Genomic DNA, 20,616 nt, shown 5'->3' with positions numbered 1-20,616 from the left:
AACTCAACGGACGACCCCGCCAAACCCTCGACTGGCAGAATCCTGCCGAGGTACTCAACAAGCACCTCGTTGCAACAGCCGCTTGAAACCGCCCGTCGGGGAGGCCACTATTTCCGTGTTCGAGCGCGATCTTGAGGGTGTTGTCCACAGGGGTCCCCGGGACCACGGCACATCCGGCAGCGTTGACCCATGCCGAAGGCCCCTCGCCGTCCGCCAGAGCTGCGCGGTCGGATCTTCCGCGGCTCCGCCGCCGTCTCGCGCGGACTGCTCACCCGCAACGACCTCCGCAGCTCCGCCTGGCGCCCACTGTTCCGCGACGTCTACACCGACGCACAGCTTCCGGTCACTCACCGGATGAGGTGCCTGGCGGTCGGTCGCTGGCTGGCCCCGCCATCCGCGGCCATCGCCGGACCGTCTGCCGCAGCCCTGTACGGCGTGGCCGAGGTACCGCTGGACCAGCCCGTCGATGTGCTCGTGCCGACCGGCGCGGTTCCGGATGCGCGCCCGGAGGAGACCACGCCAGGATCGGAGCCGAGCGCAATGCCGCCGATGGGATCGTCTGGGGCGTCGGCCGTAGATGGCGAAACCGGGCCCTGCGCGAGGTCGGCCCGTCGGGGTGGACGGGCCGCGTCGGACCGGCCGCCCAACCGGTCGACTGTCGGGCGATCTCGGCCGCGGATGAGCCCGGTCGCCGGAGTCCGGGTGCATCACGGCGCGATCCAACCCGGGGATGTCGTCGACCGGGCCGGGATTCTCGTGACGTCACCGGCCCGTACCTGCTGGGATCTCGCCCGCTGGCTGGACGTGGTAGAGGCCGTGGTCATCATCGACGCACTGCTCTCCCGCCGGCTGACGGACGTGACGGCTCTGCGCGAGTACGCGCTCACCCGGGTCGGCCAGAGAGGCTGGCGTTCGCTGCTGCACGCCGTACGGCTCGCCGATCCGGGTGCCGAATCGCCGCAGGAGTCACGGACCCGGGTCCGGCTGGTGTTGGCCGGCCTCCCCCGTCCGGTGACGCAGTTCGTCGTCGCCGAGGCTGGGCGGTTCATCGCCCGGCTCGACCTGGCCTGGCCCGAGTTCAGGGTGGCGATCGAGTACGACGGCCTCTGGCACGACGACTCGGAGCAGTTCCACCGCGATCGCCGTCGGCTGAATCGCCTCCTCGGTGCGGAGTGGATCGTCCTCCACCTCACCGCGAAGCGGCTACGCGACGACTTCGAAGGCTTCCTCGCCGAGGTCCGGGCCGCCCTGCGTTCCCGTGGCTATCGCCGAACCCACTGACGAAGATCGCGCCACAACACGGATGTAGTGGCCTCCCCACGTCGGGGAGGCCACTACATCACTGCTACAGCGCGATCTTGTGGGGCGCGGTACGCGGGTGGGTCAGGCGGTGAGGTACTTCTGGAGGTCGTCGAGGATCTTGTTGGCGGCGCCGACCCCGATGCCGGTCATCCAGACCTCGTCAGCGACGACGTGCGCCTTGTTCGCCTTGACCGCGGAGAGGCCCTTCCAGAGCGTGCCGCCGGTGACCTTGGCCTGCTCGGCCGCGGCCTTGTCGCCGTACGCGGTCACGAAGATGACGTCGCCGTCGACCTCGTTGATCCGCTCGGGGCTGACCACGTCGAAGCGCTTGTCCTCCTTGGCGGCGAGCTGCTGCCGCTCGGGCCGGCCCAGGCCGGTGTCGCCCACCACGATGCCGGAGAACGAGTCGGGGCCGTAGACCCGGATGGCGCCCGGGAGGAAGCGCACGATGGAGATCTTGCGACTGGCGGCGTCGCCGAGCTTGGCGCCGAACTCCTTGGCCTTGGTCTCGTAGGCGGTGAGCAGGTCACGCGCCTGCTGCTCCTTGCCGAGCGCCTTGCCGTCGAGGAGGAAGTTCTCCTTCCAGGTGATGCCGACCTTGTCGGTGAAGACGGTCGGCGCGATGGCGGCCAGCTCGTCGTAGAACTTCTCCTGGCGGAACTTGCTGCCCAGGATCAGGTCGGGCTTGAGCGCGTTGATCGCCTCGAGGTCGGGCTCGGTGAGCACGCCGACCTCCTTGATGCCGGCGAGCTTCTCCTCGCCGAAGTACGTCGGCCAGCTCCTCGCCTCGCCCGCGGTGGCGGCGCCGATCGGGGTGATGCCGAGCGAGAGCGCGGTGTCGATCTTGTCTGTGTCGAGGACGACGACCCGCTTGGGCTCGGCCGGCACCTTGGTGGTGCCCATGGCGTGGGTGATCTCCCGGGTCTCCCCGCCGGTGGTGCCGGCAACCGGGTCGCTCTCACCACAGGCGGTGAGTCCGACGCCGAGGGCGGCGGCCGCGGCGAGAGCGGCGACGAGACGACGCATCAGATTCCTTCCGAGGGGTACGAGCCGGCGAGTGCGCCGGCGGCAGGGGTGGCGCCGGACGATCCGGCAGCCGGGGCACCCGACGGACCGGCGGCGGGGGAACCGGCGCTGGTCGGGTCGGTGCCGACGGGGGTGGCGACGACGGACGATCCGCCGGCCAGGGTGGGACTGGTGAGCGCGGGCACCACCAGCGGCGCGCCGGTGACCGGGCACGGCACCACCACGCAGTCGAGCCCGAACACCTCGCGGACCAGGTCCGCGGTGAGGATCTCGCGGGGCGGTCCGGCGGCCACCACGGCTCCGGCGCGCATCGCGACCAGGTGGTCGGCGTACCGGGCGGCCTGGTTGAGGTCGTGCAGCACGGCCACCACGGTGCGGCCCCGCTCGGCGCGGAGCCGGTGCAGCAGGTCCAGCACCTCCACCTGGTGTGCCAGGTCGAGGAAGGTGGTCGGCTCGTCCAGCAGCAGCGCGTCGGTGTCCTGCGCGAGGGTCATCGCGATCCACACCCGTTGCCGCTGGCCACCGGAGAGGGTGTCCACCGGCCGGTCGGCGAGGCCGGTGACGTCCGCCAGGGCCATGGCCTGGTCCACCGCGGCGCTGTCCTCCTCCGACCACTGCCGCCACCAGCGCTGGTACGGCTGCCGGCCCCGGCCGACCAGGTCGGCGACCGTGACGCCTTCGGGCACCAGCGGGCTCTGCGGCAGCACGCCGAGCCGGCGGGCCACCTCCCGGGTGGGCAGTTCCCGGATGGCGGCGCCGTCCAGCAGCACGGTCCCGCGCCGCGGGGTGAGCAGCCGGGCCATGGTCCGCAGCAACGTCGACTTACCGCAGGCGTTCGGCCCGACGATCACGGTGAACGCGTCGGCGGGCAGGTCCAGGTCCAGCCCGTCCAGCACGGTCCGCTCGTCGTAGCCGGCGACCAGGTCGCGGGTGGAGAGCATCACGCCTCCTCGTAGGGGTGGAGGGAGAAGCGGGTGGCGGCGGTGGTCACGAGGTCCGCCGGCGGCCACGCAGCAGCAGGTACATCAGGTACGGGCCGCCGATCGCGGCGGTCAGCACGCCGGCCGGCAGCTGGGTGGGCGCGAAGAGTCGGCGGCCGGCCAGGTCGGCCAGCACCAGCAGCAGGGCGCCGAGCAGCGCGGCGCAGAACACCGGCGGCCGTTCGGCCCGGACCAGCCGCCGGGCCACCTGCGGCGCGACCAGGGCGACGAAATCGACCGCGCCGACCTGGGCGGTGACCATCGCCGCGACGAACACGCCGGTGCCGGCGAGCCCGATCCGACGGGCCACCGGGCGCAAGCCGATGCCACGCGCCGTGTCGTCGTCGAGCGCGGTGCTGTTCAACGCCCAGCCGGCCCAGGCCAGCACCGGCAGCAGGACGAGCAGGGTGCCGGCGATCCAGAGGGTCTCCGTCCAGCCCTTGCCCGCGAGGGTGCCGATCAGCCAGATCTGCGCGCGCAGCCCGTCGATCGGGTCCGCGGTGAGCATGACCACCTCGGTGAGGGCCCGCAGCGCGAACGCCACCGCCACCCCGGCGAGCACGAACCGCTGCGCGGCCAGCCCGTGCCGCGCGCCGAGGGCGAGCAGCAGGACCGCGGCGGCCAGCCCACCGACCAGCGCCGCGGGCGCGACCAGCACCGCGGCGGCGCCACTGGTCAGCGTCACCGTCGCGGCGAGCCCGGCGCCCTGGGTGATGCCGATGACGTCCGGACTGGCGAGCGGGTTGCGAGCGACGCTCTGGATCATCGTCCCGGCCACCCCGAACGCCGCGCCGGCCACCGCCGCCAGCACGATGCGCGGCAACCGCAGGTCGAGGACGACCAGGTCGTACGGGGTGCCGACGCCGGAGAGCGAGCGCAGCACGTCGCGCGGGGCGACGTACGGGGTGCCGAGCGAGAGGCTCAGCACGACGGCAGCCGCCAGCAGCACGATCAGCACGGCGGCGACCAGCACCGAGCGGCGCCGGATCTGGACGCTGACCGGGCCGAGCCGCAGCAGCGAGCGGCCGGGCAGCCCCGCCGTGCCCAGGGCCGGCGAGGCGTCGGTGGTGGCGGTCACGCGGTCACCACCCGGGCGCGACGGACCAGGAAGGCCAGCAGCGGCGCGCCGATCAGCGCGGTGACGATGCCGGCCGGTATCTCGCCGGGCGGGGCGACCAGCCGGCCGACGACGTCGGCACCGAGCAGCAGCGCCGGCCCGAGCAGCGCGGAGACCGCGAGGGTCCACCGGTGGTCGGCGCCGACCAGCGCCCGGGCCAGGTGCGGCACGGCCAGCCCGACGAAGGCGATGGGTCCGGCGGCGGCCACGGCGGCGCCGGTGAGCAGCACGGCGGCGATGCCCCCGCCGAGACGCACCAGGCCGATCCGGTGGCCGAGCCCGCGGGCCACGTCGTCGCCGAGGGCGAGCGCGTCCAGTCCCCGGGCGACCAGGGCGGCCAGGATCAGCCCGGCGAGCACGAAGGGCAGCACCTGCGCGGAGACCGACAGGTCCCGACCGGTGAGCCCGCCGACCACCCAGAACCGGTACTCCTCGAAGGTCCGGGCGTCGATGCTGAGCAGCGCGTACACCCCGGAGGCGAGACTGGCGTCGAGCGCGGCGCCGACCAGCGCGAGGGTGACCGGGCTGGCGCCCTCGCGGGCCCGGGAGGCCACGGCGAAGACCAAAAGCCCGGCCAGCAGCGCTCCGCCGATGCCGAACCAGACGTACCCGGCGAGCGTGCCGACGCCGAAGACGGAGATGGCCAGCACCACGCCGAACGAGGCGCCGGCGCTGATGCCGAGGATCCGCGGCTCGGCGAGCGGGTTGCGGGTGAGCGCCTGGAAGAGCACCCCGGCCACCGCGAGCGCGAGACCGACCGCGAGGCCGAGGGCGGTACGCGGCATCCGCAGCTCGCGGACGATCGTGCTCGCCTCGCCGCCGTCGGGCGCGACCAGCGCGTGCCAGACCTGGTCCACCGCGAGCGGCCGGCTGCCGAGGGCGAAGCTGGCCAGCACGGCGAGCAGCAGCAACAGCCCGGCCGCGAGGGTGACCGCGAGTCGACGCCCGTTACGGGCGCTGCTGCGGCGGCCGGCGGCAACCGGCCGGCTGGCGAGGGTGGTCACGAGTCTCCTGCGGGTACGCGCTTAGGTTCGCCTTACCTTAGCCGACCTCGTGCGACGGGCCCCACCGGCGGTCGTCCATCGAACCTCGTTGAGCTGGGCGGACAGCCCGGCGGACCGGCGACGGTGGGCGTCGTGCGCCCCTAGGGTGAGGGCATGCGATTCGACCAGCACACGGTCGTCCTGCTGGTCCGCCCGCCGGACGCCCCGGAGCTGCCGCCGGAGGCGGCCGACCGGTTGCAGGACGCCCACCTGGCCCACCAGGCGGGCCTGGTGGAACAGGGCCTCGTCCTCGCGGCCGGGCCGTTCGTCGACGCGGACGACGACCGGCTGCGCGGGTTCGTGGTGCTCGCCGTCCATCGCGACCGGGCACGGGAGCTCTACCGCAACGACCCGGCGGTACGGGCCGGACGGCTCGTCGTGCAGGTGATGAACTGGATGGTGCCCGAGGGGAACGTCCGGTTCGAGAGCGTGCCGATGCCGCGCTCGATGCTGGAGGCGGCGGCGGGCGACTGACCCGGGGCGCCCGTCAGCCCTGCGCGCCGCTGCGAGGGGCGGGTGCCGGGGTCGCGGCGTCGATCTGGTGGTCGGCCCAGACGTACGTCTCGGGCAGCAGGTCGCCGACCGGCACGACGCGCAGCGCGTCCATCGGCCCGACGATCACCCGGATCGACGGGTAGTAGTCCCGCAGCACCTGCCGGCACCGGCCGCAGGGCGGGATCACCCCGCGACCCCGGTCGCCGACCGCGACGATGGTCTCCAGCTCGCCGACGCCCTGGGTGGCGGCCGCGCCGACGGCGACCAGCTCGGCGCAGGGCCCGCCGGTGAAGTGGTAGACGTTCACGGCGGTGAAGACCCGGCCGTCCGCGCTGCGGGCCGCGGCGGCGACGGTGTGGTTCTCACCACGGCAGCGCAGCTTGGCGACCGCCGTGGCCGCCTGCACCAGCGCCCGGTCGGTGTCCCGCATCGTCATCGGCGTCCCCTCGTCGAGCTCGGTCGGCGGCAACTCTAGCCCGGTCGGATTCCTCCACTGGTTCCGCGACCGCGGGCGGCGACGCGTCGATGGCTGCGGACCGGTGAGGGGCCGGCCGCCGGTAACCCAGGGGCGGCGCCGCCCGCGCCTGCCTATTCTTGGCGACGACATGCAGAATCCAGCCGCACCGGCCGCGTCCGACTCGCTCCGTGAGCTGCACCGCCGCCTCTCCCCCCTGATGTTCCGCGATCAGCGCCGCCTCCAGCGACGGCTGGACGGCGTCCGGAAGCTGCGCGACCCCGAGCGGCGGGAGTCGGCGCTGACCGAGATCACCGCCGAGGTCGCCCGGGCCGAGCAGCGGCTGGTCGACCGGCGGGCCGCGGTACCGGTGATCACGTACCCGGCCGGCCTGCCGGTGAGCGACCGCAAGGACGACATCGCCAACGCGATCCGGGACCACCAGGTGGTGATCGTGGCCGGCGAGACCGGCTCCGGCAAGACCACCCAGTTGCCGAAGATCTGCCTGGAGCTGGGGCGCGGGGTGCACGGGCTGATCGGGCACACCCAGCCCCGGCGGCTGGCCGCCCGCACCGTCGCCGACCGGATCGCCGAGGAGCTCGGCACCGAGCTGGGCGACGTGGTCGGCTACAAGGTCCGCTTCACCGACCAGGTCAGCGACCGCAGCCTGGTCAAGCTGATGACCGACGGCATCCTCCTGGCCGAGCTGCAGACCGACCGGATGCTCCGCCAGTACGACACCCTGATCATCGACGAGGCGCACGAGCGCAGCCTCAACGTCGACTTCATCCTCGGGTACCTGAGGCAACTGCTGGCCCGCCGCCCCGACCTCAAGGTGATCATCACCTCGGCGACCATCGAGACCGACCGTTTCGCACGGCACTTCGCCGACGCCGAGGGCAGGCCCGCCCCGATCGTCGAGGTGTCCGGCCGGACCTACCCGGTCGAGGTGCGCTACCGGCCGCTGGTCGAGGTCAACGAGGCGGAGGAAGAGGAGGACGACGGCGAGGGCGAGAACGTCCGGGACCAGATCCAGGCGATCGGCGACGCGGTCGAGGAGCTGGCCGCGGAGGGCCCCGGCGACATCCTGGTCTTCCTCAGCGGTGAACGGGAGATCCGGGACACCGCCGACGCGCTGGGCAAGCTGGTGCAGAAGAAGCGCGCGCTGCTCGGCACCGAGATCCTGCCGCTGTACGCCCGGCTCTCCGCCGCCGAGCAGCACCGGGTCTTCGCCGCGCACACCGCGCGCCGGGTGGTGCTCGCCACCAACGTCGCGGAGACCTCGCTGACCGTGCCCGGCATCAAGTACGTGGTCGACCCGGGCACCGCCCGGATCTCCCGCTACTCCAGCCGGCTCAAGGTGCAGCGGCTGCCGATCGAGCCGGTCTCCCAGGCGTCGGCGAACCAGCGCAAGGGGCGCTGCGGACGCACCTCGGACGGCATCTGCATCCGCCTCTACGACGAGCAGGACTTCCTCTCCCGCCCCGAGTTCACCGACCCGGAGATCCTGCGGACCAACCTGGCCTCGGTCATCCTCCAGATGACCGCGATCGGGCTCGGCGACATCGCCGCCTTCCCGTTCATCGACCCGCCGGACCGGCGCAACGTCACCGACGGCGTCAACCTGCTGCACGAGCTGGGCGCCTTGGACCCCACCGAGACCGACCTGACGAAGCGCCTCACCTCGCTGGGGCGGCGGCTGGCGCAGCTGCCGGTCGACCCCCGGCTGGCCAGGATGGTGGTGGAGGGCGAGCGCAACGGCTGCGCCACCGAGGTGATGGTGATCGCCGCCGCGCTCTCCATCCAGGATCCCCGGGAACGGCCGGCCGACAAGCAGGCCCAGGCCGACCAGGCGCACGCCCGGTTCACCGACCGGGAGTCGGACTTCGTCGCGCTGCTCAACCTCTGGCGCTACCTGCGGGAGCAGCAAAGAGCCCTCTCCTCCAGCGCCTTCCGCCGGATGTGCAAGGCCGAGTACCTGAACTACCTGCGGGTCCGCGAGTGGCAGGACATCGTCAGCCAGCTGCGCCAGGTGCTGCGTACCCCCGAATCAGGTGGCGGGGGGCGCGGCGGGCGAGCGGCGCGCGACGCCGACGGCGGCCCGGACGCCGGGCAGCGGCGCGGGGTCGGCGCGGACCTGCCGGAGGAGATCGACACCCCGAAGGTTCACCAGTCACTGCTGGCCGGGCTGCTGTCGCACGTCGGGCTCAAGGATCCGCAGAAGAACGAGTACCTGGGCGCCCGGGGGGCGAAGTTCGGGCTCTTCCCCGGCTCGGCGCTGTTCCGCAAGCCGCCGCGCTGGGTGATGGCCGCCGAGCTGGTGGAGACGTCCCGGTTGTGGGGCCGCATCGCCGGCCGGGTCGAGCCGGAGTGGGTCGAGCCGCTCGCCCAACACCTGGTCAAGCGCAGCTACAGCGAGCCGCACTGGGAGAAGAAGCAGGCGGCGGTGATGGCGTACGAGAAGGTGACCCTCTACGGCATTCCGCTGGTCACCTCCCGGAAGGTCAACTTCGGTCGGATCGACCCGGCGCTGAGCCGGGAGCTGTTCGTCCGGCACGCGCTGGTGGAGGGCGACTGGCAGACCCACCACCAGTTCTGGCAGGACAACCAGCGGTTGCTGACCGAGATCGAGGAGCTGGAGCACCGGGCCCGCCGGCGGGACATCCTCGTCGACGACGAGACGGTGTTCCGCTTCTACGACGAGCGGATCCCCGCCGACGTGGTCTCCGGCCGGCACTTCGACGCCTGGTGGAAGAAGACCCGCCGGGAGCGGCCCGAGCTGCTCACCTTCACCCGTGAGCTGCTGGTGAACGCCGGCCGGAGTGGGGTCGAGGAGGCCGACTACCCGGACGAGTGGCGCGCCGACGGGGTGGCCCTGCCGCTGACCTACCGGTTCGAGCCCGGCACCCCGACCGACGGCGTCACCGTGGACATCCCGCTGCCGCTGCTCAACCAGGTGCCGGCGGAGAGCTTCGACTGGCAGGTGCCCGGGCTGCGCGAGGAGCTGGTGATCGCGCTGATCCGCTCGCTGCCCAAGGCGCTGCGCCGCAACTTCGTCCCGGTGCCGGACTACGCCCGGGCCGCGCTCGCGGCGATGCCGGCCGGCGAGGAGCCGCTGCTGGACGCGCTCACCCGGCAGCTGCGCCGGATGACCGGGGTGACCGTGCCCCGGGAGGCCTGGGACGTGCCGAAGCTGCCACCGCACCTGCGGGTGACGTTCCGGGTGCTCGGCGAGGACGACCAGCCGGTCGCCGAGGGCAAGGACCTGCCGACGTTGCAGCGCCAGCTCACCCGGGAGGTACGCCAGGTGGTGGCGGCCGCCGCGCCGGACGTGGCCCGCACCGGGCTGCGTGAGTGGAGCATCGACACCGTGCCGCGCAGCATCGAGCAGGTGCGCGCCGGCTACGCGGTGACCGCGTACCCGGCGCTGGTGGACGAGGGCAGCACGGTCGGCGTACGGGTCTTCGACTCGGCCGCCGAGGCGGAGGCGGCGCACTGGGCCGGCACCCGGCGACTGCTGCGGCTGACCGTGCCGTCGCCGGCGAAGTTCCTGCAGGGGCGGCTGTCGAACGAGGCGAAGCTGGCGCTCAGCCGCAACCCGCACGGCAGCGTGCCGGCGCTGATCGAGGACGCGGCCGGAGCCGCGATCGACAAGCTGATCGCCGACGCGGGCGGCCCGGCCTGGGACGCCGACGGCTTCGCCGCGCTGCGCGAGCGGGTCCGGGCCGACCTGGTGGACACCGTCGTCGAGGTGATGGAGCGGGCCCGCCGGGTGCTCGCGGCGGGGTACGCGGTCGAGCAGCGACTCGGCCGGACGCAGAACCTGTCGGTGGTGGCCGCGCTGGCCGACATCCGCGCCCAACTCTCCGGGCTGGTGCACGCCGGCTTCCTCACCGAGACCGGGTACGCCCGCCTGCCCGACCTGCTGCGCTACCTGACCGCGATCGAGCGGCGGCTGGAGCGGCTGCCGCAGAACCCGCAGCGGGACCGGCAGCAGCAGGACCGCGTCGCCACGGTGCGCAAGGAGTACGACGACATGCTCGCCGCGCTGTCACCGGCCCGCCGGCAGGAGGCCGCGGTACGGGAGATCCGCTGGATGATCGAGGAGTTACGGGTGAACGTCTTCGCCCAGGCGCTCGGCACCCCGTACCCGGTGTCGGAGCAGCGCATCTACCGGGCGATGGACGACGCCGAGGGGCGCTGAGCCGACGGGACCGGGGCGGGTCCGGCGAGTCCGCGCCGGACCCCGCCGGTCCCCACCGGGTGGTGTGGCGCGGGGCAGATCGGGAAGACGCCTCGCCCTCGCGTGCCGACCGGGCGCGCCACCGCGGTGAGGAGCCCGATCCGTGCCCACTGCCCCTGTGGTCCCCGGAGCCGTCCCGGGCAGCGCCGTCGCCGGCCGCCCCCGGCCGGCCCGCACCAGGGCCGTCGCCCGCCTCGTGGGGTTGCTCGTCGCCGGGCTGGCGCTGCTGCTGATCGGCGTCCTGCACCTGCCCGGGAGCCCGGTCGATCCGGTCCGGGAAACGGTCAGCGACTACGCGCTGTCGCGCCACGGGTGGCTGTTCAACGTGGCGATCGTCGCGCTGGCGGTGGGGTCGGCGCTGCTGCTCGCCCCGGTCGCCCGGTCCGTCGGGCGGGCCGCCGGCGGGCGGGTTCGGCTCCTGTCGGCGGTGGGACCGGCCGGACTGGGCGCCTGGTGCCTGGGGCTCGTGGTCCTGGTCGTCTTCCCGCGCGATCCGGTCGGCGCCGCGGTGACGACGACCGGGGACATCCACCGTTGGGCCGCGGTCGCCGCCCTGTCGGGGCTGCCGGTCGGCGCGCTGCTGACCGCCGTACGGCATCGGGGGCGGCTCGCCCGCGCGGTGGGCCTGGGTGCGATCGCCTGCCTGGTCGCGATGGCCCCCTTCGTGGCCGCCTACCTGGTGGGCTCCCCGCTGCGCCCGTTCGTGGGTCTGATCGAACGCCTCGTCTGCCTCGGCGAGGTCTGCCTGCTGCTGCTCGTCGCGCAGCTGGGACGTCTCGACCGGTCGGACGGCCGGGGCGACCCCCTACAGCGGCTCGACGCCGGGCGGAAGCTCGCCGGTGGAGGTGGCGTCGCGGACGTAGTCGAGCAGGATGCGGCGCAACTCCCGGCCGGCGTGGGTGGGCACCACGTCCCGGCGTCGGGCGACGGCGATGGTCCGGGTCACCCCGGGTGGGGCCAGCCGGGTGATCCGCACCCCCGGGCGGCGGGCGACCACGATGCCCGGCACCAGCGCGATGCCCAGACCGGCCTCGACGAAGCTGAGCACCGCGTCCATCTCTCCGCCGTCGACGGCGAAGGTCGGCTCGAAACCGGCCTCCCGGCAGGCCTGGATGGTGGCGTCGCGCAGGTCGTAGCCCTCCCGGAACATCACCATCGGCTGGTCCCGCAGGTCGGTGATGCGCAGCTCGCCGGTTGTGGCGGCGGCGGGCAGCCCGGCCACCGAGGCGACCACCAGGCTCTCCCGCAGGATCGGGTCGACGCGCAGCCCGGGGTCGGCGCCCTGGGCCGGCATGATGATCAGCGCCAGGTCAAGGTCGCCGCGGAGCAGGTCACGGACCAGGTCCTGTGAGCCGCCCTCTTCCACCCGCAGGTCCACGGTGGGATGCGCGTCGCGGAACCGGCGCAGCACCGGCGGGGCGAGCGAGGTGGCCAGGCTGGGCGTGGCGCCGAGGCGTACCCGGCCCCGGCGCAGCCCGACCAGCTCCTGCACCTCGCGGGTGGCGGTGTCGACGTCGGCGAGGATCCGCTTGGCCAACGGCAGCAGCACCTCGCCGGCCGTGGTGAGCGCGATGTTGCCCCTTACCCGCTCGAAGAGCGGGGCTCCCAGGTCGGTCTCCAGGGCGTGAATTTGCTTACTCAACGACGGCTGGGTTATGCCGACGATGTCGGCCGCCTGGGTGAAATGTCGTACTTCGGCCACCGCAACGAAGTACCTGAGCTGATGGAGCTGCATCTACATAGCCTACGGCTATCAAGACTGCGGGGTCGATGCATTGGACGACTGATCAAAGTGCTTTTAGCGTCGAACGCGTGGTAGTCACGAGAACCCGGTCGCCCATCCGCTCCAACGTCGGCCTGAAAGCCGTCATGGCGGTGACGGGCATCATCCTGGTGCTGTTCCTCATCCTGCACATGCTCGGCAACCTGAAGGTGTTCACGGGGGAGACCTCGTTCGACCACTACGCGCACTGGCTGCGCGACATCGGCAAGCCGCTGCTGCCGGGCGTCTGGTTCCTCTGGATCCAGCGTGGCGTGCTGACCGTCGCCGTGCTGGGGCACATCGCCGCCGCCACCGCCCTGGCCCTACGGGCCCGGGCCGCCCGACCGGTCCGGTACGCCCACCGGGCGAAGGTCCGGGGCAGCTACGCGGCCCGCACGATGCGCTGGGGTGGGGTGATCATCCTGCTCTTCGTCATCTACCACCTGCTGGACCTGACCACCGGTCACCTGAACCCGGTCGGCGACCCGACCAGGCCGTACGCCAACGTCGTCGCCGACTTCGCGCCGGAGCGCTGGTACGTCACGCTCTTCTACACCCTGGCGATCGTCGCGCTGGGCTTCCACCTGCGGCACGGGGCGTTCAGCGCGTTCCGCAGCCTGGGGCAGCAGACCCCGCAGGGTGAGCGCCGGGCCCGCACCGCCGCGTTGGTCTTCGCCGTCGCGCTCTGCGCCGGCTTCCTGGTGGTCCCGTTCGCCGTACTCACCGGATTGGTGGCCTGAACATGGATCTCTACACCGAGGGCGACCCGATCGCCGACGCCAAGGCTCCCGACGGCCCGATCGAGCAGCGCTGGTCCACCCGGCGCTTCGAGGCCAAGCTGGTCAACCCGGCCAACCGCCGGAAGATGACGGTGATCGTGGTCGGCACCGGTCTGGCCGGCGGCTCGGCCGCGGCCACGCTGGCCGAGCAGGGCTACCACGTCAAGTCCTACTGCTACCAGGACAGCCCGCGCCGGGCGCACTCGATCGCTGCGCAGGGCGGCATCAACGCGGCGAAGAACTACCGCAACGACGGCGACTCGGTGCACCGGCTCTTCTACGACACCGTCAAGGGCGGTGACTTCCGCTCCCGCGAGTCGAACGTGCACCGGCTCGCCGAGGTCTCGGTCAACATCATCGACCAATGCGTGGCGCAGGGCGTGCCGTTCGCCCGCGAGTACGGCGGCCTGCTCGACACCCGCTCCTTCGGTGGCGCCCAGGTGCAGCGCACCTTCTACGCCCGGGGCCAGACGGGCCAGCAGCTGCTGCTCGGCGCGTACCAGGCGCTGGAGCGGCAGATCGGCCTCGGCAACGTGGAGATGAACGCCCGGCACGAGATGCTCGAGCTGGTCGTGGTGGACGGCAAGGCCCGGGGCATCGTGGTCCGCGACCTGGTCACCGGCGAGATCAGCACCGAGATGGCCGATGCCGTGGTGCTCGCCTCCGGCGGCTACGGCAACGTCTTCTACCTCTCCACCAACGCCAAGGGCTGCAACGTCACCGCCACCTGGCGGGCGCACCGCAAGGGCGCGTACTTCGCCAACCCGTGCTACACCCAGATCCACCCGACCTGCATCCCGGTCTCCGGCGACCACCAGTCGAAGCTGACCCTGATGAGCGAGTCGCTGCGCAACGACGGCCGGGTCTGGGTGCCGAAGGCCAAGGGCGACGACCGCAGCCCCCGCGACATCCCCGAGGACGAGCGGGACTACTACCTGGAGCGGATCTACCCCTCCTTCGGCAACCTGGTCCCCCGCGACATCGCCTCCCGCGCCGCGAAGAACGTCTGCGACGAGGGCCGGGGCGTCGGGCCGACCAAGCTCGGCGTCTACCTCGACTTCGCCGACGCCATCAACCGGCTGGGCCGCAAGGCCATCGAGGCCAAGTACGGCAACCTCTTCGAGATGTACGAGCGGATCACCGGCGAGGACCCGTACGAGGTGCCGATGCGGATCTACCCCGCGGTGCACTACACGATGGGTGGGCTCTGGGTCGACTACGACCTCCAGTCGAGCATCCCGGGCCTGTTCGTGATCGGCGAGGCCAACTTCTCCGACCACGGCGCCAACCGGCTCGGCGCGTCCGCGCTGATGCAGGGCCTGGCCGACGGCTACTTCGTGCTGCCCACCACCATCGCCAACTACCTGGCCTCGGGCCCGTTGGAGAAGGTCGACGCCAGCCACCCGGCGGCGGTCGAGGCGCGCGCCGACGTCGAGGACCGGATCCAGCGGCTGCTCGCGGTCAACGGCGACCGGACGGTGGACTCGTTCCACCGCGAGCTCGGCCAGATCATGTGGGAGCACTGCGGCATGGAGCGCAGCGACGCCGGGCTGCGCAAGGCGATCGCCGAGATCCGGGCGCTGCGCGAGCAGTTCTGGCAGCGGGTCCGGGTGGTCGGCGACGGTGAGGGGCTCAACCAGTCGCTGGAGAAGGCCGGCCGGGTGGCCGACTTCTTCGAGCTGGCCGAGCTGATGTGCATCGACGCCCTGCACCGCGAGGAGTCCTGCGGCGGCCACTTCCGGGCCGAGCACCAGACCTCCGACGGCGAGGCCCAGCGCGACGACGACCGGTTCGCGTACGTCGCCGCGTGGGAGTTCACCGCCACGGGTGAGCCCTCGGTGCTGCACAAGGAAGACCTGAAGTTCGAATACGTCCACCCCACGCAGCGGAGCTACAAGTGAACCTGACCCTGCGCATCTGGCGCCAGACCGGCCCCGAGGACAAGGGTCGGATGGTGACCTACCAGGTCGACGACGTCTCCCCGGACATGTCGTTCCTGGAGATGCTCGACGTGCTCAACGAGCGGCTGATCCTCGCCGGCGAGGACCCGGTGGCGTTCGACCACGACTGCCGCGAGGGCATCTGCGGCATGTGCGGCATGATGATCAACGGCAACGCGCACGGGCCGCAGCGCGGCACCACCGCCTGCCAGCTGCACATGCGGCAGTTCTCCGACGGCGACACGATCGACATCGAGCCCTGGCGGGCCCGGGCCTTCCCGGTCATCAAGGACCTGGTGGTCAACCGGGGCGCCTTCGACAAGATCATCGCTGCGGGCGGCTACATCACCGCGCCGACCGGCAGCGCGCCCGAGGCGCACTCCACCCCGGTCGCCAAGGCCAACGCGGACGCCGCCTTCGAGTCGGCGGCCTGCATCGGCTGCGGCGCCTGCGTGGCGGCCTGCCCGAACGGCTCCGGCATGCTCTTCACCGCCGCCAAGCTCACCCAGCTCTCGCTGCTGCCGCAGGGCCAGCCCGAGCGGTACACCCGGGTGATCGGCATGGTCGACGCGCACGACGAGTCCGGCTTCGGCGGTTGCACCAACGCCGGTGAGTGCACGGTGGCCTGCCCGAAGGGCATCCCGCTGAACACCATCGGCCGGCTCAACCGGGACTTCCTCGCGGCCACCACCACCAAGCGGGGCGACAACACCCCCGGCTCCTGACGGTCACTGCGCACCACGGGCCGCCGCCCTCCCGCCCGGGAGGCGGCGGCCCGTGCCCGTCTGCGGGTCCGGCGCGCGACGCCGCCCCCGCGCTGACCTGACGGCCCTCGGCCGCCCGCCCGGCGAGGATCCCGCCGGCCCTGCCGACCTGCCCCCACCCGAGGCCGATCGGCAGCACCTGCGGGTACTTCCGGTTCAAGTCCCTCAACCCGGGTAGCAGCCCCGAGGAGGACTTCCAGGGGAGGACGCGGGCATGAAGGCTTTGACGTGGCAGGGCAAACGGGACGTGCGGGTGGAGGACGTGCCCGACCCTCGGATCGAGGAGCCCACCGACGCGATCGTGCGCATCACCTCGACCGCCATCTGCGGCTCCGACCTGCACCTCTACGAGGTGCTCGGGCCGTACCTGAAGCCGGGCGAGGTGCTCGGGCACGAGCCGATGGGCATCGTCGAGGAGGTCGGCTCCGGGGTGAGCAGGCTGAAGCCGGGCGACCGGGTGGTGGTGCCGTTCAACATCGCCTGCGGAAACTGCTGGATGTGCCGCCGGCAGCTCTACGCCCAGTGCGAGACGACCCAGGTGCGCAGCGAGGGCAAGGGCGCGGCGCTCTTCGGCTACACCTCCCTCTACGGCTCGGTCCCCGGCGGGCAGGCCGAGTTCCTGCGGGTGCCGCACGCCGACTTCGGCCCGATCACCGTCCCGCAGAACGGCCCGGACGAGCGCTGGCTCTACCTCTCCGACATCCTTCCCACCGCCTGGCAGGCGGTGAGGTACGCGGACACCCCGCCCGGCGGCACCCTCGCCGTCTTCGGACTCGGCCCGGTCGGGCAGTTCTGCGCCCGGGTCGGCCGGCACCTCGGCGCCGGCCGGGTGATCGGCCTGGACCTCGTCCCGGAGCGACTCGAGCTGGCCCGCCGGTACGGCGTGGAGGTGCTCGACGTCCGGGAACTCGACGACGTGCCGGGCGCCCTGATCGACCTGGTGGACGGGCGCGGCCCGGACGCGGTGATCGACGCGGTCGGCATGGAGGCGCACGGGGCGCCCGCCGGCAAGCTCGCCCACACCGCCGCCGGGCTGCTGCCGGACCGGCTGGCCCGCCCGGTGATCGACCGGGGCGGGGTGGACCGGCTCAGCGTGCTGCACGCCGCGGTGAAGGCCGTCCGCCGGGGCGGCACCGTCTCGATCTCCGGGGTCTACGGCGGTGAGCAGAATCCGATGCCGCTGATGGAGATGTTCGATCGGGGCATCCAGCTGCGGATGGGCCAGTGCCACGTTCGCCAATGGGTCGACGAGATCATGCCGCTGCTCAGCGGCGACGACGACCCGCTGGGCGTCGAGGACCTGCACACCCACCGGCTGCCGCTGCAGCGGGCGCCGGAGGCGTACGAGATGTTCCAGCAGAAGCGCGACGGGTGCGTGAAGGTCGTGCTCGCGCCGTGAGCCGGGTGGTGGTGGTCGTCGGCGCCACCAGCGGCATCGGGCGGGCGGCGGCCCGGGCATTCGCCGGGCGCGGCGACCGTCTGGTCCTCGCCGCCCGCGCCCCGCAGACCCTCGCCGAGGTACGAACGGAGTGCGCGGCCGCCGCCGAGGTGCTCACCGTGCCGACCGACGTCACCACCCCCGGCACGTTGCAGGCGCTCGCCGACGCGGCCGTCGACCGCTTCGGCCGGATCGACGTCTGGGTGCACGCCGCCGCGGTCACCGCGTACGGGCGCTTCGACGAGCTGCCCGGACAGATCTTCGAGCAGGTGGTCCGGACCGACCTGCTGGCCGCCGCCGAGGCCGCACGGGTCGCGTTGCGGCACTTCCGGGCCACCGGGGCGGGCACCCTGATCCTCACCGGGTCGGTGCTCGGGCACATCACCGCGCCCTACCTGAGCGCCTACGTGGCGGCGAAGTGGGGGCTGGCCGGGCTGACCCGGGTGCTCCAGCAGGAGCTGCGGGACTCCCCGGACATCCACGTCTGCCTGGTCAACCCGGGCAGCGTGGACACCCCGGTGTACCAGCGCGCGGCGAACCACCTGGGCCACGTCGGCCGGCCACCGCCACCGATCACCACCCCGCAGCGGGTGGCCCGAGCAATCGTGGGCTGCGCCGACCGGCCGCGCCGGGAGGTCTCGGTGGGCCGGCTCAATCCGCTGATGCGGGTCGGCTTCACCGTGCTGCCAGGACTCTACGACGCCCTGGTCGGGCCGTTGATGCGCCGGCTCGGGCTGAGCGACCGGCCGGTGGCCCCGCACGACGGGGTGCTCTTCGTCCCCGACCCGGCCAGCGAGGCGGTGAGCGGAGGCTGGCTGCCCGACCCCGCCCACCTGCTGCGGGTCGCCGTCGGGCTGCCCGGAACGCTCGGTTCCCGGTTGTGGCAACGCCTGTGGTGAGGCGTCCACGGGATCACCGGGATCTATCGGTTCGCCTAGGGTGGTGGGCCGGAGACAACTCCGGCGCACCACGACGGGAGAGACGATTGACTATCCGGGTGAACCGCAGGACCGCGCTCGGTTTCGGCACGGTGGCCACCGCCGGCACCGTACTGGGCACCACCTCACCGGCCGCCGCCGCGGTGGACGCCGACGCGGTGGACACCGACGCCGCTCCGGCCGCCACCGCCCAGCTGGTGGCCGCCCGGGTGGCCCGGGCCTACGAGCGGGCGACGACGCAGGCCGGCGGGAACTGGCAGGCGTACGTCAGCGTGACCGACGCCGCCGGCGCGCCGGTCGTGGCCGTGGCGGACTCCCCCGACCAGCGCCTCGAGGCGTACAGCGTCAACAAGATCGCCGTTGCCGTCGCCGTGCTCGACAAGGTCGACCGGGGTCTGCTCGCCCTCGACCAGCGGCTCGACGTCACCGAGTCGATCGTGGTGCCCGGCGGGGACGGCATCTTCAGCCTCGACGGCGCCTACCCCAGCTCCGTCACCCTCGGGCACGCGCTGGCCGCCCTGCTCACCGTCTCCGACGACACCGCCGTCCGGCTCTGCGGCCTGGTCTGCCCGGCCCTCGAGCTGAACGCCATCCTGGTGGCGAAGGGCTTCCCGAACACCCAGGTCCAGCCGGTCGCCAACCCGAACCGGTTCTTCCTCGGCACCAGCACCCCCCGGGAGACCCACGACCTGCTGCGGGCGCTGGTGGCCGGCGCCCTGCTCTCCCCCACCGCCACGACGTTCCTGCTCAACCTGCTGCGCTCCCCCATCGCCTACACCGACGGCATCCGGCGGGTCATGTCGTCGGCCGAGCGGGCGCGGGTCGCCACCAAGGCGGGCTGGTTCGACAGCGCGCGGCACGAGGCCGGGGTGATCTTCGACCCGGCGGGCGCCCCGCTGCTGACCTACGCGCTCTTCGCCGACGGGCAGGCCGACCCGGACGACTTCGGCGCCACCCACCCGGCCGTGCAGGCCCGGGCCCGGCTCGGCCGGTTCTTCCTGACCGCGACCGCCCGGCTCGCCGGTGCCGGCCCGCGCCTGCGGTTGACCACTCAGCGACCGAGCAACGGCGGCTGAGCAGCGCGTCCGCGGCCGGGCGCCGCCGCGCACCGGGTTCGCTGGAGCGTGGCGGCGCTCGGTGGCTACGGTGTACTGCGGGAGACGGCTGGAAGGGACAACCATGGGCGCACCAGCGGAACGACCGCAGTTCGAGCGGGCCCTCGGCCGGCGGCTGGGAGGACTCGTCGGCGTGGCCGCGCTGGCCGGGTTGGCCTGGGTGGCCCGCGACGTGCCGCTGGCGTTGGGTGGCCGGCTGGCCGGGGCCCGGGCCGAGCGGGCGGCCCGGTCGCCACGGTTCCGCGACGGCGCCTTCCACAACCCGGCCAGCACCCGGACGATGGTCCCCGAGCCGGGCCGCAACCTGCTCTGGGAGCTGGTCTTCGGCAAGCAGAAGCGCCGCCCGAGCGCGGCAGTGCCGCTGCTGCGGCCGGCCGACGCGCCCGGCGGCACCGACCAGAGCCGGGAACTGAACATCATCTGGTACGGCCACGCCTCGGCCCTGATCGAGATCGAGGGCCGCCGGGTTCTGCTCGACCCGGTGTGGAGCGAGCGCTGCTCACCGTCCGCGCTGGTCGGTCCCCGCCGGCTGCACGAGCCGCCGGTCCGCCTCGACGAACTGCCCGCGCTGGACGCGATCCTGATCTCCCACGACCACTACGACCACCTCGACCTGCCCACCGTGCGGGAGCTGCTGGCCAGCCAGTCCGCCCCGTTCGTGGTGCCGCTGGGTGTCGGCGCGCACCTCGACCGGTGGGGCGTGCCGGCCGAGCGGATCATCGAGCTGGACTGGTCGGAGAGCCACCGGGTGGGCGGCCTCGAGATCACCGCGACCGCGGCGCAGCACTTCTCCGGTCGGGGGCTGCGCCGCGACGGCACGCTCTGGAGTTCGTGGGTGGTCGCCGGGGCGCACCGCAAGGTCTTCTACACCGGAGACTCCGGCTACTTCGCCGGCTACGCCGCCATAGGCGCCGAGCACGGCCCGTTCGACGCGACGCTGGTGCAGATCGGCGCGTACGACCGGGCCTGGCCGAGCATCCACATGTACCCGGAGGAGGCGGTCACCGCCCACCTCGACCTGCGCGGCGGGTTGCTGATCCCGGTGCACTGGGCGACGTTCAACCTCGCCCTGCACGACTGGTCGGAGCCGGTGGACCGGCTCTGGGCCGAGACGAAGGCGCGCGACGTCCGGCTGGCCGTGCCACGGCCCGGCGAGCGGGTGGTGGTGGACGACCCGCCGGCGGTCGACGGCTGGTGGCAGTCGGTCGCCTGACCCGGGC

The 20,616-nt window shown here is 73.0% G+C and carries 16 protein-coding genes and 1 pseudogene; 11 read left to right on the top strand and 6 right to left on the bottom strand.

Features of this window, described 5'->3' with window-relative positions; translation table 11 throughout:
- Positions 1–702 precede the first annotated feature (702 nt).
- Entirely contained in the window at positions 703–1,281 is a 579-nt protein-coding gene (locus ACIBBA_RS30855; RefSeq protein ID WP_396702008.1) for a hypothetical protein, read from the top strand.
- Positions 1,282–1,383: 102 nt separating this feature from the next.
- Here ACIBBA_RS30855 and ACIBBA_RS30850 read toward each other — a convergent pair whose 3' ends face one another.
- Genes ACIBBA_RS30850 through ACIBBA_RS30835 form a run of 4 tightly spaced genes read right to left on the bottom strand, consistent with a single transcriptional unit; the run spans position 1,384 to position 5,429 of the window.
- Positions 1,384–2,328 carry an ABC transporter substrate-binding protein gene (locus ACIBBA_RS30850; RefSeq protein ID WP_396702006.1) on the bottom strand — a complete coding sequence of 315 codons (945 nt, stop codon included), beginning with the start codon at positions 2,326–2,328 and terminating at the stop codon, positions 1,384–1,386.
- Positions 2,328–3,269 (bottom strand): ABC transporter ATP-binding protein, encoded by a 942-nt coding sequence (locus ACIBBA_RS30845; RefSeq protein ID WP_396702004.1) that lies wholly within the window; start codon positions 3,267–3,269, stop codon positions 2,328–2,330. Before ACIBBA_RS30845 ends, ACIBBA_RS30850 begins: the two co-directional genes overlap by 1 nt.
- Positions 3,270–3,315: 46 nt before the next feature.
- Positions 3,316–4,386, bottom strand: a complete 1,071-nt coding sequence (locus ACIBBA_RS30840) for a FecCD family ABC transporter permease (RefSeq protein WP_396702002.1) — start codon at positions 4,384–4,386, stop codon at positions 3,316–3,318.
- Positions 4,383–5,429: a FecCD family ABC transporter permease gene (locus tag ACIBBA_RS30835; protein WP_396702000.1), complete on the bottom strand. Its 1,047-nt coding sequence runs from the start codon at positions 5,427–5,429 to the stop codon at positions 4,383–4,385. Before ACIBBA_RS30835 ends, ACIBBA_RS30840 begins: the two co-directional genes overlap by 4 nt.
- A 153-nt stretch (positions 5,430–5,582) precedes the next feature.
- Between ACIBBA_RS30835 and ACIBBA_RS30830 the strand changes: the two genes are divergently transcribed.
- Positions 5,583–5,942: a YciI family protein gene (locus ACIBBA_RS30830; protein ID WP_357058019.1), complete on the top strand. Its 360-nt coding sequence runs from the start codon at positions 5,583–5,585 to the stop codon at positions 5,940–5,942.
- A 13-nt stretch (positions 5,943–5,955) separates the two neighbouring features.
- Here the strand turns inward: ACIBBA_RS30830 and ACIBBA_RS30825 are convergent, their stop codons facing one another.
- Entirely contained in the window at positions 5,956–6,399 is a 444-nt protein-coding gene (locus tag ACIBBA_RS30825; RefSeq protein WP_396701998.1) for a cytidine deaminase family protein, read from the bottom strand.
- Positions 6,400–6,568: 169 nt separating this feature from the next.
- Between ACIBBA_RS30825 and hrpA the strand changes: the two genes are divergently transcribed.
- Together hrpA and ACIBBA_RS30815 are read left to right on the top strand one after the other, a co-directional pair.
- The gene (gene hrpA / locus ACIBBA_RS30820; protein ID WP_396701996.1) at positions 6,569–10,621 is read left to right on the top strand and encodes an ATP-dependent RNA helicase HrpA; all 4,053 of its coding nucleotides are present in this window, start codon (positions 6,569–6,571) and stop codon (positions 10,619–10,621) included.
- 142 nt (positions 10,622–10,763) lie between these two features.
- Positions 10,764–11,411 (top strand): annotated as a pseudogene (locus ACIBBA_RS30815) (DUF998 domain-containing protein); the annotation flags it as partial.
- A gap of 54 nt (positions 11,412–11,465) precedes the next feature.
- Here the strand turns inward: ACIBBA_RS30815 and ACIBBA_RS30810 are convergent.
- The gene (locus ACIBBA_RS30810; RefSeq protein WP_396701994.1) at positions 11,466–12,395 is read right to left on the bottom strand and encodes a LysR family transcriptional regulator; all 930 of its coding nucleotides are present in this window, start codon (positions 12,393–12,395) and stop codon (positions 11,466–11,468) included.
- Between the two features lie 77 nt (positions 12,396–12,472).
- On the opposite strand from ACIBBA_RS30810, the gene ACIBBA_RS30805 reads away from it, so the two are divergent.
- The 7 genes from ACIBBA_RS30805 to ACIBBA_RS30775 all read left to right on the top strand — a co-directional run bounded on the left by ACIBBA_RS30805 (position 12,473) and on the right by ACIBBA_RS30775 (position 20,609).
- On the top strand, positions 12,473–13,162 hold the full coding sequence (locus tag ACIBBA_RS30805) for a succinate dehydrogenase cytochrome b subunit (protein WP_396701992.1): 690 nt from the start codon (positions 12,473–12,475) through the stop codon (positions 13,160–13,162).
- A gap of 2 nt (positions 13,163–13,164) precedes the next feature.
- Positions 13,165–15,102, top strand: coding sequence for a fumarate reductase/succinate dehydrogenase flavoprotein subunit (locus ACIBBA_RS30800; protein ID WP_357058030.1), 1,938 nt, complete (start codon positions 13,165–13,167; stop codon positions 15,100–15,102).
- The gene (locus ACIBBA_RS30795) at positions 15,099–15,866 is read left to right on the top strand and encodes a succinate dehydrogenase/fumarate reductase iron-sulfur subunit (protein WP_350873101.1); all 768 of its coding nucleotides are present in this window, start codon (positions 15,099–15,101) and stop codon (positions 15,864–15,866) included. The genes ACIBBA_RS30800 and ACIBBA_RS30795 overlap by 4 nt, the downstream gene beginning before the upstream one ends.
- A gap of 253 nt (positions 15,867–16,119) precedes the next feature.
- A complete protein-coding gene (locus tag ACIBBA_RS30790) occupies positions 16,120–17,304 on the top strand; it encodes a zinc-dependent alcohol dehydrogenase (RefSeq protein WP_396701990.1) in 1,185 nt (394 codons plus the stop codon).
- Complete coding sequence (locus ACIBBA_RS30785; RefSeq protein ID WP_396701988.1) at positions 17,301–18,242, top strand: SDR family NAD(P)-dependent oxidoreductase; 942 nt, start codon at positions 17,301–17,303, stop codon at positions 18,240–18,242. Before ACIBBA_RS30790 ends, ACIBBA_RS30785 begins: the two co-directional genes overlap by 4 nt.
- 98 nt (positions 18,243–18,340) lie before the next feature.
- Positions 18,341–19,357: a serine hydrolase gene (locus ACIBBA_RS30780; protein WP_396701986.1), complete on the top strand. Its 1,017-nt coding sequence runs from the start codon at positions 18,341–18,343 to the stop codon at positions 19,355–19,357.
- A gap of 103 nt (positions 19,358–19,460) precedes the next feature.
- A complete protein-coding gene (locus ACIBBA_RS30775) occupies positions 19,461–20,609 on the top strand; it encodes an MBL fold metallo-hydrolase (protein ID WP_396701985.1) in 1,149 nt (382 codons plus the stop codon).
- The last annotated feature ends 7 nt before the right edge of the window (positions 20,610–20,616 follow it).

The organism is Micromonospora sp. NPDC051006, assembly GCF_044456245.1.
Taxonomy (GTDB): domain Bacteria; phylum Actinomycetota; class Actinomycetes; order Mycobacteriales; family Micromonosporaceae; genus Micromonospora.
Note: the sequence above shows the minus strand (reverse complement) of the source record. Positions and strands in the feature narration are given on the sequence as shown.